The sequence below is a fragment of the Acinetobacter sp. UBA1496 genome (assembly GCF_002324975.1).
GTDB lineage: Bacteria > Pseudomonadota > Gammaproteobacteria > Pseudomonadales > Moraxellaceae > Acinetobacter > Acinetobacter variabilis.
Genome location: NZ_DCRI01000111.1, coordinates 14,740 through 27,092 on the forward strand (window position 1 = coordinate 14,740; position 12,353 = coordinate 27,092).

General features: G+C 37.8%; 10 protein-coding genes, 1 tRNA gene and 1 pseudogene. 4 read left to right on the forward strand and 8 right to left on the reverse strand.

Annotation, left to right across the window (positions count from 1 at the left end; translation table 11 throughout):
* Positions 1–56 precede the first annotated feature (56 nt).
* The 6 genes from B3143_RS14485 to B3143_RS14510 all read right to left on the reverse strand — a co-directional run bounded on the left by B3143_RS14485 (position 57) and on the right by B3143_RS14510 (position 4,199).
* The gene (locus B3143_RS14485) at positions 57–1,271 is read right to left on the reverse strand and encodes a site-specific integrase (protein WP_284880188.1); all 1,215 of its coding nucleotides are present in this window, start codon (positions 1,269–1,271) and stop codon (positions 57–59) included.
* 218 nt (positions 1,272–1,489) lie between these two features.
* A complete protein-coding gene (locus tag B3143_RS14490; protein WP_286740998.1) occupies positions 1,490–1,738 on the reverse strand; it encodes a hypothetical protein in 249 nt (82 codons plus the stop codon).
* 1,005 nt (positions 1,739–2,743) lie between these two features.
* On the reverse strand, positions 2,744–3,022 hold the full coding sequence (locus B3143_RS14495; protein WP_286741000.1) for a hypothetical protein: 279 nt from the start codon (positions 3,020–3,022) through the stop codon (positions 2,744–2,746).
* Between the two features lie 60 nt (positions 3,023–3,082).
* Positions 3,083–3,424, reverse strand: coding sequence for a hypothetical protein (locus B3143_RS14500; RefSeq protein ID WP_286741002.1), 342 nt, complete (start codon positions 3,422–3,424; stop codon positions 3,083–3,085).
* Positions 3,405–3,962 carry a hypothetical protein gene (locus B3143_RS14505; RefSeq protein ID WP_005236236.1) on the reverse strand — a complete coding sequence of 186 codons (558 nt, stop codon included), beginning with the start codon at positions 3,960–3,962 and terminating at the stop codon, positions 3,405–3,407. Before B3143_RS14505 ends, B3143_RS14500 begins: the two co-directional genes overlap by 20 nt.
* A 78-nt stretch (positions 3,963–4,040) precedes the next feature.
* A complete protein-coding gene (locus tag B3143_RS14510) occupies positions 4,041–4,199 on the reverse strand; it encodes a hypothetical protein (RefSeq protein WP_005236238.1) in 159 nt (52 codons plus the stop codon).
* Positions 4,200–4,392: 193 nt separating this feature from the next.
* On the opposite strand from B3143_RS14510, the gene B3143_RS14515 reads away from it, so the two are divergent.
* From B3143_RS14515 to B3143_RS14530, 4 genes are read left to right on the forward strand one after another with little or no spacing between them, the layout of a single operon-like run.
* Positions 4,393–5,967: a type I restriction-modification system subunit M gene (locus B3143_RS14515; RefSeq protein ID WP_286741006.1), complete on the forward strand. Its 1,575-nt coding sequence runs from the start codon at positions 4,393–4,395 to the stop codon at positions 5,965–5,967.
* Positions 5,967–7,202 carry a restriction endonuclease subunit S gene (locus B3143_RS14520; RefSeq protein ID WP_109428753.1) on the forward strand — a complete coding sequence of 412 codons (1,236 nt, stop codon included), beginning with the start codon at positions 5,967–5,969 and terminating at the stop codon, positions 7,200–7,202. The genes B3143_RS14515 and B3143_RS14520 overlap by 1 nt, the downstream gene beginning before the upstream one ends.
* Positions 7,203–7,211: 9 nt before the next feature.
* A complete protein-coding gene (locus B3143_RS14525) occupies positions 7,212–8,135 on the forward strand; it encodes a GIY-YIG nuclease family protein (protein ID WP_286741010.1) in 924 nt (307 codons plus the stop codon).
* A 26-nt stretch (positions 8,136–8,161) separates the two neighbouring features.
* On the forward strand, positions 8,162–11,044 hold the full coding sequence (locus B3143_RS14530; RefSeq protein WP_286741011.1) for a type I restriction endonuclease subunit R: 2,883 nt from the start codon (positions 8,162–8,164) through the stop codon (positions 11,042–11,044).
* Positions 11,045–11,412: 368 nt separating this feature from the next.
* On the opposite strand, the gene B3143_RS14535 is transcribed toward B3143_RS14530, so the two are convergent.
* Together B3143_RS14535 and B3143_RS14540 are read right to left on the reverse strand one after the other, a co-directional pair.
* Positions 11,413–11,489 (reverse strand) — tRNA-Ile (locus tag B3143_RS14535).
* A gap of 743 nt (positions 11,490–12,232) precedes the next feature.
* Positions 12,233–12,353 (reverse strand): annotated as a pseudogene (locus B3143_RS14540) (IS5/IS1182 family transposase); the annotation flags it as partial.

The window sequence follows — 12,353 nt, forward strand, 5'->3', positions numbered from 1 at the left end:
CCAAGGTATGTCCTTTATGTAAAAAGAAAGAATGAATGAAGGAATAAACGTGTTTGTTATAGCAGTGCTTTGGGACGGGCTTTATCTATATGCATAGACAGTTTTTCGGATGCTTCGCGCAAAGTATCCTGTCGCATATGTGCATAGCGCTGGGTGGTTAAGGGAGATGCATGACCTAACAGATGTTGGACTAGGTAAATATCATAACCACTATTTACGGCCATACTGGCAAAGTTGTGCCGCAAATCATGAATACGGAATTTTTCAATATTTGCAGCCTTCAAAATAGCGTCAAAACATTTACGAATATCGTTGAATGGCTTTCCAGAGACTGGATTGGCAAAAACATAATCATATTTACGTGACATAGTGCGAATGATTTGCTGCGTTTTCGTATTTAGCTGAATAATTCGTGGTTTCCCAGATTTATTTTCATTCAGTTTCCATAGTCCTTTTGGTAAGTCCAGATCAGTCCATTTAAGGTTTAACACCTCTCCTTTCCTAGCACCCGTGAGTAGCAGCATTTCAACAATACTGACAATAATCTGATTCTTGATACCATACTTATGATAGTTTTCCAGAACATCCAGTAAACGTTCTAACTCATCATCACTTAAGTATCGTTCAATCTGATTTTGCTCCGTATACTTTTTCACCCGTAGCATTGGATTGGTGTCAATTAACTCCCGTTCAAAAGCTAAACTAAAAATACTACTCATTAAAGCTCGCGTACGGTTAACTGTTGCATTGGCACGCTCTTTATTTTTGACAGCCAGTAGTACATCTGAAAGCACAGCAGTAGAAATTGAATTAATGAGCTCTGATCCGATAGAGTCCTGTAAATGATTCCGAAATCTTGATTCGTCATCTTTCCAAGATTTTTTATTTTGTTTTGCTAAAGGTAAATAAGTTTGTAGCATGAAGTCTGTCAAAGTAGGGATTGAAGCTATACGCTCTTTCTCAGCACATGGATTAATCCCTTTGGCCAACAATCGCTGATAACCATTAGCCACCTCGATAGCTTCATCCAATGACATTATTGGATATTTACCTACCTTTAATGATTTTTTCACACCATCAAAATTAAAACGAAACAAAAATGTTTTACTCTGGGTAGAAACAATCACTTTTAAGCCTTTACATCCCTCTACCGAATATTCATGTTTTGATTTACCCAATGGCAATGAGTAAGCATCCATGGATAGACCTTGTAGAGAAGGATGAAAATTCTGTGAATTTTTCAGGGTATGACGATTAACCTTAATATTCATATCTTTACTCCTTTGTCTGAATACAGAGTTGATTTAAAACCTTTTCTAAATCAAATAAATAATATCTACGTCATTTCGAATTAAACGCAGATTCAGTAACTCATTGAGTGACGTTAGTTCAGAATAAATTTTTAAAGAATATATGCTCCCAGTCTTGAAAGCCGGACGCATAATCACGGCTGTTCAAAATGGACTATGTGTAGATCAGCTATAAAGCATCAAAAATCTGTAGGAACCTGATGCGTGAGAAAATCTTCTTCCTCTTCTTCCTCTTCTTCCTCATACTCATCGTCGAGTCCCAGAAGAAATTTTTTCCGATGACTCAAAAAATGAATGCGAACATTTCTTTCCTCCTCTACGTCGTAGGTAGATGGAGAATGACCAGCCTCATATAAAAGTTCATTTATTTGATCAACAGTTAGTTCAGGTTTGTCTCGATGTGGTGTAGGTACATTTAACTTGTTCATTGAAATTCCCGTAATGGTTGTTTGGAACAAGTACAGTCTACCAATCAATCACACTTTACAATAAACGTTTTGCAGTTTATTATTTAATTACAATTATTATTTTATTATCAATAATATAAGATATATAATAACTTATTATTTATAGCTGCATTTATTCTTATGGCAATTCCAAAGCATGTCTTCAACATTTTGAATCAGAATATTGACCTAGTATTCAGCAATCGATTAACAGCAAAACATTTAATCGAACTTGCAATCCCGTGTCAGGCTCATGGCGACGATATTCTTTCGATTAATCAGTGCTTAAACCCATATTGCGGAAAACGCATTAAAAATCAAAGACAGGCGTATTACTATTTAAGTCAGTTCAAAACAGATCATCCCTATGCACAAGTTTCAAAACCATTTAATAGCTCTGTAATTGATTCAGAGTTCTTGCATAAACTCGTCACTAGATCTTATGACAGACATGGCTTCATTCTTCCGTTTAATCAAAATTTCAAGGAAAAGAAAAAAACGAGTGATCAAGAATTTTATATATTCATGGCTGATATTCTGAATACTGATGGATTCAAAAATTCTGGCGAACTATATCAACGGTTTATCCAAAAATTTAGTCATAAGTATGAGGTGAATCGAGATAAACCTCGAAGCACAAAATACTCAGTACAGAATAAGTATGAAATGGTCGAGGGTAATTTCTATATCAGCAGAAAGACATTTAACTGTTATCTAAGAGGTTTTTTTGAACAGAATAAAACCCAAATGTCCCAGTTCAAGTATAAAATTCTGAAGTCACCCAACACAAAGATTGGATATTACACTCGCAAAAATAGAACTAAAAAAATCATTTCTAGTGAAATCTCGAAATAGGCAGACCCAAGGACTAGTAGACCCTTAACCTGCTTATCCTGTACACCTATCAAGCCTTAGCAACAGAAGAAAAAGAAAAAAATACCGTAAAGCCGAAAAGCTTTACGGTTCATTTTACGGTACGTGCTACGGTCAATAGTCACTGGGCAGTAAGATCGTGGTTACTGATCGATCAGCTTCGGTTATGATCCAGATTTTATCCTTGGAAAAGTTGTAGCTGGATAGGATACGTAATTGCATCAGCAAAGCTTCTTCATTGGATTCCCGATCTTCTTCACACACATCACCCCAATCTCCCTGATGATGTCGTGCAAGTAATGCCAGTAAGTCAATGTTTTCAGCTTCAGCGAAGCAAAGTGCATTCGGTGTAGACACGACTTGGCCTAAAGCAAATAAGTTTCGCTTGGTCATAAAATTCGCTCAGATTAAAGTTAATAGTGGGGTTGCTACGTCAGGAGTGGTGTTACAGGTCTACATCACTTGTAGTTGATGTTGTTCAAAAATAGCTTTCGGAACATAGACTAAAATGCCTTCATTGTCGTTAAGCATGATGTAGATCTCAAACCAATCCTTCTTCTTTTCAACAAACTCAATCTCTCCCATGTTCAGCTTTTCAGAAAGACTGAAGCTAAGATTTTCAAAAGGCTGAATCAGGTCTTGCTCATCTTCACAAACAACAAACCACCCATGTAGGGTGGCTTGATAAGGTTCTTCATACTGATGCTCAAGGATTTGCATCGTTTCAAGAATGGCATGAGCTATGGGCTGTTCATGCACTTTCTGGATATCTGATTTACTCTTGATCAATTGCATCTTCACTTCCCTCATCCATCGAAGTAGATTCAACTTTTTCAGCAGCTTTATGCTGACGCTTTTTTGTGGATTTCAGTCCAGTAGTTTTATCAGCGTGAGATGAATCGATATCTTCTTGCCCTGCTTTCACATGGCTTTCCAGACCAATTGACCAGAGTTCATAGTCTTCATTGACTTCCAGCAAACGCGCAGTTTGTGGATGGGTATGAATCACGTTCTGATCGACCAGTACAGCCCCTAAAAAACTTGAGTTATTGACTGACTTACCAATGAACAGTGATTTCAATGCGGTAGCATGGAAAGGCTTGCCTTCTTGGTATAACTTACCAAGCAGTTGAATAATGTCATCGACTTTGATCAGTTCTGCACTAAAGCCTCCTGTAGATTCATTCTTGCTTAATGCAATACCAAAAGACTGATCTTCACTGTGTTGCCATAATTGATAGTGCAGTTGACCTTCGGCACGATCAGACAATTTATTGCAGGTAAAAGTATGAATCAGGTTATAGCCTATTTTGTCATGAATACGTGGTTGCATGGTTTTGATTCCTGTAGACGTAAAAAATCCCAATACACCGAATGGCATATTGGGATAGATAAAATGGAAATGGTTTACTTATAAGATGACTTTCAATACAGCACAGACTTTGGTCACGTTATCACTATCCATATCATTGCAGACACGAATAGCATTCGCTATGGATTGGGTTTGATGATGCGGAATACATTCCAATACATCTGACACTGACTCAAGTTCTGGATAATATTTTTTCATGGTCACTCCTTTGGCTTCAGACCACATAAATAATATCTTCAAGAAATACGGTTTCTTACAGCTATGAATAAAAAGCTGAATAGGCTAGACCTATACGCCAAAATCTGTCGCAATACTCTTTTTATTACATGATAAAAATAGTATTTATCGGTAAACTAACCACAATTTGCTTCATATTTTAATAAGGTTCAAGATGACCCAGGTTCAATTGCAACAACTACAAAGACAGCTTTGGAATATTGCCAATGATTTACGTGGAAAAATGGGTGCGGATGAGTTTCGTGACTACATCCTCGGTTTCATTTTCTTCAAATATCTGTCTGAAAAAGCAATTACCTTTGCCAATGAGCTTCTGAAAGATGAAGGCATGGCGGAAAAGTACAATGAATTGGATGAAAGTAACCCTGACCATGCAGAACTGATTGAAGGCATCAAAGAAAACTCGGTAGATGAAGTGGGTTATGCCCTATCTCCTAGCCAGCTTTTTCATACCCTTGCAGAACGTGGCCGTCAAAATCAATTTATTCTGGATGACTTGGCCGAAACACTAAGAGCGATTGAACGTAGTACATTAGGTGCTGAGTCTGAAGATGACTTTGCTAACCTTTTTGAAGACCTTGATATCAACTCAACTAAGTTGGGTAACAACGCCAATGACCGTAATGAGTTAATCAGCAAAGTACTCACTCATCTGGACAATATTGATTTTGACTTGAGTAACTCAGAATCTGATGTTTTGGGTGATGCTTATGAATACCTGATTGGCGAATTTGCTTCTGGTGCAGGTAAAAAAGCAGGTGAATTCTACACCCCTCAAACTGTATCTACCCTCCTTGCTAAAATTGTCACACAAGGCAAAGATCGCTTACGTTCTGTATATGATCCGACCTGTGGTTCAGGTTCTTTGCTATTACGTGTTAAACGTGAAGTCAAAGACGTAGATATGATCTTTGGTCAGGAGATGAACCGCACCACCTATAACTTGGCACGTATGAACATGATTTTACATGATGTGCATTTTGCCAAGTTTGATATCAAGCAAGAAGATACACTGACACGTCCTCAGCATATTGATATGCGCTTTGATGCTGTAGTAGCTAACCCTCCTTTCTCTGCAAAATGGTCAGCAGATCCTATTTACTTACAAGATGAGCGTTTCAGCCGTTATGGTAAGTTAGCTCCAAGTTCAAAAGCGGATATGGCTTTTGTTCAGCACATGCTTCATCAATTGGATGAGCAAGGCACGATGGCTGTTGTTCTTCCGCATGGTGTATTGTTCCGTGGTTCAAGTGAAGGTGTGATTCGTCAATACCTGATTGAGAAAATGAATGTGGTAGATACCATCATTGGTTTACCTGCCAACATCTTCTATGGCACATCTATTCCAACCTGTATCTTGGTGCTCAAGAAAAATCGTACCCATACAGGTGATATTCTGTTTATTGATGCTAGCAATGACTTTGACAAACAGAAGAACCAAAACAAGTTACTGCCTGAGCATTTGGATAAGATTATTGATGCCTTTACACAGCGTGAGAACATCGATAAATATGCCAAAGTTGCGACACTGCAAGAAGTCAAAGACAATGACTACAACCTGAATATTCCACGCTATGTCGATACTTTTGAAGCGGAAGATGAAATTGATCTGAATGCCATTGCACAGCAACTCAAAGACCTTGAGCAGCAAAGCCAAAAAACTGATGAAGTCATTGCTGAATACTGCAAAGAACTTGGTATTGATTCACCTTTTGCGGAGGTGAAGTAATGGCTACACCAAAGTTAAGATTCAAAGAATTTGATGGGGATTGGAGTTCAATAGCAATTGGCAATCTATTAAAAATAAAATCAGGTTTAGGCTTTAAAGCTGAAGAATATACGACTGAAGAAGCTATACGATTGTTACAGATCGAAAATGTGGGATATGGGGCTGTGAAGTGGACACATAATGTTAAATATGTACCACATGATTATTTATCTATACATTCTGAGCTGGTTTTAAAAGAGGATGATATTGTTTTAGCTTTAAATAGACCAGTTACTAATGATCAACTCAAAATAGCGAAGTTGACTAAAGATGATGGTCCATCAATTCTTTATCAACGTGTTGGAAAATTAGAATTTACGAAAAATGAAATTGATCATAATTTTATTTTTCAGATTTTTCAAAAAGAAGTTAAAAGCTATGTTCTAAATAGTTCGATCGGTAGTGATCAACCTTTTATTTCAACAACAGATTTATATAAACATAAAATAACTTTACCTGCTCAAAAAGAACAAACCAAAATCGCCTCTTTTCTATCAGCAGTAGATGAAAAAATCAGTCAATTGACACAAAAACACCAACTCCTCAGCCAATACAAACAAGGCATGGTGCAAAAGCTGTTTAGTCAGCAGATTCGTTTCAAAGCCGATGATGGGAGTGAGTTTGGGGAGTGGGAGGATATACAACTCAAAGATATTTCCCATCGTATTACCAGAAAGAATAAAGAGCTGAATCAAAATGCTCTGACTATTTCTGCCCAGTTAGGTTTAATAAACCAACAAGAATATTTCAGCAAACAAATTGCTTCACGCGATTTAAGTAAATACTACTTATTACACAAAGGTGAGTATGCTTATAACAAAAGTTATTCGGCAGGCTATCCAATGGGAGCGATTAAGCGACTAAAACTTTATGATAAAGGAGTCGTTTCAACACTCTATATTTGTTTTTCACTTAATGAATATATAAATTCAGACTATTTTGAGCAGTTTGTTGAAAGTGGTCTCTTGGTTCCTGAACTTGAAAAAATTGCTCAAGAAGGTGCAAGAAATCATGGTCTTCTTAATATAAGCCTACAGGAGTTCTTTGAAGTTAATCTAAAAATGCCCAGTTTAGATGAACAAGCCAAAATCGCTAATTTCCTTTCTGCGATTGACCAAAAAATTGACGTTGTTTCACAGCAAATTGAACAAGCCAAACAATGGAAAAAAGGCTTGTTGCAGCAGATGTTTGTATAAGGAATAGAAATGACCCACGGAAAAAGTATCAAGCTGTTTCTGGTTGATGGTTCGATTAATGGCATCCTGACGGCTGAAATCATCAACTGGACTGGTCATGTTCTTTCAGCACCACGCACTAAACTCTTGGATCTCATCCAGCGAGAAGAATGTGCCAGAACAGGTATCTATTTCCTTGTGGGTCAAGATCCCGAAGACTCATTACCAAGCGTCTATATTGGTGAGTCGGATGATGTTGCTAACCGTTTGAAACAGCATAACCGTACTGAAGATGCAGGTGGAAAGGACTTTTGGGAAAAAGTATGTCTGGTCACAGGTAAAGACCAAAATATCACCAAAACCCACATTAAGTACCTTGAAAGTCGCTTGATCGATATTGCGAAGCGTAGCGGACAATGCCTACTCAAAAATGGCACAGCACACCTCTACAACCGCTTACCTGAATCAGATACAGCGGATATGGAATACTTTCTGGAACAAATACAAGTGGTTCTCCCTGCCCTTGGATATACATTCCTCAAGGAAATGAAATATCCAAGTGAACAGCCAAAAGTACATAATATTGCTCCTGCTTCAGTGGAGAACTTCAACACAGAAGCAGATTTCTACCTATCCGCAAGAGATATCCAAGCCAAAGCAAAAATCATTGATGGTGAGTTCTATGTACTCAAAGGCTCCCAAGTACGTAGAGATGTCAGTCAACCTACACACAACTACATGAAGAACCTTCGACCACAGTTGTTTGAAAATAACATCATTGATCCAAATACCTATACGTTCAATCAAGACTATTTATTTTCAAGTCCATCAGCAGCAGGCGCAGTCATCTTGGGAAGAGCATGTAATGGTCGTAAAGAATGGAAAGATTCGACCAACCATCTGACTTATGAAACATGGCAACAAAACCAAGTTGAGCGTGTAATTCAAGAATAAATGAAATTGTGGGGGTAAAGCGGTAAATGTCAGTACAAAGCGAAGAACAACTTGAAAATGAATTGATTCAGCACTTAAACACCTTAGGCTATCGTCAAGTTGATGTAAAAGATGAAAAGCAGCTCCTGATCAATCTCAAAACCCAGATTGAACAAGCCAATGGACTTTCTGTACTTTCTGAAAATGAATGGGGACAGATTCTCAATCATCTGAAAGCTGGTAATAGCTTCAATTGTGCCAAAGTGCTACGTCATCGCTTTCCAGTGAACTTTGATGATGGTTCAACACGACATATTGACTTCCTGTTCTCGGATGCAAGTAAGAACATTTACCAAGTAACACATCAAATTGCGATTGATCATTCCAGTATCAATGGGCATACCAGTCGCTTTGACGTTACCCTGCTGATTAATGGCCTACCGTTGGTTCAAATTGAACTGAAACGTGCCGGTGTAGAACTCCCTGAAGCATTCAATCAAACGCAGCGCTATGCCAAAGCAGCCTATGGCAGTGGTACAGGCTTATTCAACTATATTCAGCTTTTTGTGATCAGTAATCGTGATCATACGCATTACTATGCCACAGGGACAAATAACTTCGAATTTACCTTTCCTTGGGCAAACTTTGACAACAAGCATGTCCACAAAATCGATGCTTTTGCTGATACCTTTCTGAACCACTCGCATATTACTCAGATGCTGACTGAATATATGGTGATTCTGGAGGCAGAAAAGCGCTTAATGGTACTTCGCCCCTACCAGATTTATGCAGTACAGCAAATTATTCAACGTGTACAAACAGCCCAAACTCACGGCTATATTTGGCATACTACAGGTTCAGGTAAAACATTAACTTCATTCAAAGCCAGTCAATTGATCATGCGCTTGCCTGAAGTCGAAAAAGTGCTATTTGTCGTGGATCGTAGTGATCTGGACACGCAAACAGTGCGAGAGTTCAATGCTTTCAAAAAAGATAGTGTTGATACCACCAAGAATACCAATACTCTGGTCAATCAATTGGGCCAGAAACATGACAAGCTCATTGTAACGACCTTGCAGAAGCTCAATATTGCGATTAGTTCGGATCGCTATGCAGATAAAATTGCCTATCTGAAAGACAAGAAAGTCGTGATTATTTTTGATGAATGTCATCGTAGTCAATTTGGTGATACGCATCGTAATATCAAACGCTTTTTCAACCATGCACAAATGTTTGGCTTTACCGGCACACCTATTTTTGAAACAAACAGCCAACTTAAAATTGATTCCAAGGCTGTGACCACCAACGCACTATTTGATGAATGCCTGCATACATATGTGATTACCGATGCAATCCGGGATGGGAATGTATTACCTTTCCAGATTAGCTACCTAGGTAAGTACACTACAAATGGTATCGAAACCAGTCACAATTATGAAGAAGATGTTGAAGGTATAGACACCAAAGAACTGTTTGACAATCCAGAACGTCTGGAGATGATCACTCGCTATATTGTCGACAATCACCACATAAAAACCAAGAACCAGAACTTCACTGCCATGTTCTGTGTAAGTTCAGTCGATGTACTGAATCAATACTATGCGCTATTTGAAAAAGTACAGCAGCAAAAGCAACAAGAGGCAGAAGACCAAGGTCGAATCTTTAAGCCTCTCACTGTGGCAACTATATTCTCCTTTGCAGCCAATGAAGAACTCAAAGTTGAAGATAGTAATGGTTTGATTGATGAAGAATCTGCTGATATCCCAACAAGAATCAGTCAATCCAACCGTGACAAGCTCGATGGCTATATTGCGAAATATAATGTTCAATTTGGACAAAGTTTTAACTCAGGTGATGAGTTTTATGCCTATTACCGAGATATTGCCAATCGGGTACGCAAAAAAGAAATCGATATCCTCTTGGTCGTGAATATGTTCCTGACAGGTTTTGACTCAAAGACTTTGAATACCCTGTATGTGGATAAGAACCTCAAATATCATGGTCTGATTCAAGCATTTTCACGCACAAATCGCATCCTGAATGCAGACAAGCCATTTGGCAACATTGTCTGCTTCCGCAATCTGAAACAAGCTACAGATAAAGCCCTAGCACTGTTTTCAAACAAGGCTGAAGCAGAAAAGATAGTATTGATTCCAAGCTTTGAAAGCATCAAGGAAAAGTACAACGTTGCTGTTGCTGAATTACTTAAGATTGCCCCTGACCCAGACAAGGTGCTGGAACTGTCGACAGAAGAGCAGCAATTGCAGTATGTGAAGGCTTTCCGTGAAGTCATGCGGATCAATGCACAACTGGAAAACTTTGTTGAATACGATCAGGATGACACTGACTTGAACAAAGCTGAATTTCAGAAGCATACCTCACAATACAAGTACCTCTATACCAATACTCGTGTCGTACAACCGAAAGACAAAGTTTCGGTACTGAATGATGTGAACTTCCAACTGGAACTCATTCACAAAGATACAATCAATGTCGGCTATATCCTGAATTTACTGCAATCTGCAGTCAACAACACCGATCAGAAACAAAAGCAAAAATATCGTGCCCAGGTGCAGGATCTACTGGCAAATAATCATACGCTGTATGACAAACAGGAACTGATCCAAAAGTTTCTGGATGAAAATATTCCACGTATGATCACAGGGCAAAGTGTAGAAGAAGCATTTGCACAATTCTGGGATGTAGAAAAGGAACGAGCGATTGATGAGCTTTGTCAAAAAGAAGCAATCAAGCCTGAAGTGTTCAAACAAGTGATCGGTAAATATGAATACACCAAACGTCTGCCAAGTCGTGAAGATGTGAATAATCTACCTATTACTCGCCCCAAGATTTCAGAGCGTAAGACACTTATGAATACGCTAGTAGTCAAGACCAGACAATTCATCGAGAAGTTCTATACTGGGCTGTAGTTTCCATTGGCCCTTGAACAATATACATATCTAAGCAAACTCCCCAACCAAAACTGGTTTTAGCCCTATATCATCGGGCTAAGATCAGGTAAGCATAAATTCCCCATCCCCACACTAAAACTCATTTCTCTGCTCATAGCGAAACTTGATGATCAATCTTTATGATCGTTTTTTATTCATCAATTACGATACTCACATCGAAAGTGAGAATATAGTGAAATGAAAATGGGCGCTGTATTTTCTGATATTTGAGTTTAGCCCATCGGATTATCGAACAAATGGACCACATATGGTCTATGAAAATCCGGTGGTCTAGAATCTTCAGGCAACAAAAAACCCCATAAACCAAAGGCTTACGAGGTTGAATGTGGTGGGCCCAGACAGACTTGAACTGTCGACCAACGGATTATGAGTCCGCTGCTCTAACCAACTGAGCTATAGGCCCTATATAGGCTGAATTTGTTATATTTCAACTAGTTCAGGCGCATTGAATACTAGCCAAGATTAGATCAAAAAACAAGTACTTTTCTTGCTGCTTGCACACTTAGCCAGCAATCATTTTTTATCTTTAATAACTGTTCTGTTTAGGATTTAAGACTTCAGTCTAAGTTGAGCTAGCAAAAGCCTCATATGACATCTATATTTTCTATTTAAAATAAAGAGAGCTGTGCTAATTATTCGAATATCAAATTAATAAATTGATCGCTTTTACGTCTCAATACAATCATAACCAATAAAAATACCAACTATTATGTATAGAAATACAATCTCAGAAGATATTCTTTAAAAAGTTATAAAGACTAAAATTCCGATTCCAATTTCTCGTCTTTACGCAAATCCATATAGATTTCGATTAAAGACCATACAATAACCAGTGCTAAAAGAAGCATTGAGAACGTGAAAGCTGTAATATACGTCATAGGTTTCAATATCAGAGAGAAAATGACCACAAAATAGAAAAGACACAATTTCTTCTTTTCTTTGACAAAAGTCTAATAACTAAAATTTGTGCTGGATAGTCATTTTTTCATCATTTTAAGACTTATTTTATATAAGATGATATATACTAATGATTATTAAGTATTTATTTATATCTTTCAGGTCTTAAAAAACTATTGAATATACTTTTTTGATCTTGGATTTTTCATATTATTAGGGTCTGTTGACATTTACTGTTCATAATTAAACCTATAAAGGTAGCCATAAAAATATACAGGCTAAAGCAACAGAACTTTGATAATTTCTTGTGATCTTGTCATATCGAGGAGCTATTCCGCTAAATTGCTTTAATCTACAAAACATATTTTGG

Bases quoted from the DNA above. Each gene is read 5' to 3' on its own strand.
- B3143_RS14485 (WP_284880188.1), bottom strand. From the start codon at position 1,271: ATGAATATTAAGGTTAATCGTCATACCCTGAAAAATTCACAGAATTTT.
- B3143_RS14490 (WP_286740998.1), bottom strand. From the start codon at position 1,738: ATGAACAAGTTAAATGTACCTACACCACATCGAGACAAACCTGAACTA.
- B3143_RS14495 (WP_286741000.1), bottom strand. From the start codon at position 3,022: ATGACCAAGCGAAACTTATTTGCTTTAGGCCAAGTCGTGTCTACACCG.
- B3143_RS14500 (WP_286741002.1), bottom strand. From the start codon at position 3,424: ATGCAATTGATCAAGAGTAAATCAGATATCCAGAAAGTGCATGAACAG.
- B3143_RS14505 (WP_005236236.1), bottom strand. From the start codon at position 3,962: ATGCAACCACGTATTCATGACAAAATAGGCTATAACCTGATTCATACT.
- B3143_RS14510 (WP_005236238.1), bottom strand. From the start codon at position 4,199: ATGAAAAAATATTATCCAGAACTTGAGTCAGTGTCAGATGTATTGGAA.
- B3143_RS14515 (WP_286741006.1), top strand. From the start codon at position 4,393: ATGACCCAGGTTCAATTGCAACAACTACAAAGACAGCTTTGGAATATT.
- B3143_RS14520 (WP_109428753.1), top strand. From the start codon at position 5,967: ATGGCTACACCAAAGTTAAGATTCAAAGAATTTGATGGGGATTGGAGT.
- B3143_RS14525 (WP_286741010.1), top strand. From the start codon at position 7,212: ATGACCCACGGAAAAAGTATCAAGCTGTTTCTGGTTGATGGTTCGATT.
- B3143_RS14530 (WP_286741011.1), top strand. From the start codon at position 8,162: ATGTCAGTACAAAGCGAAGAACAACTTGAAAATGAATTGATTCAGCAC.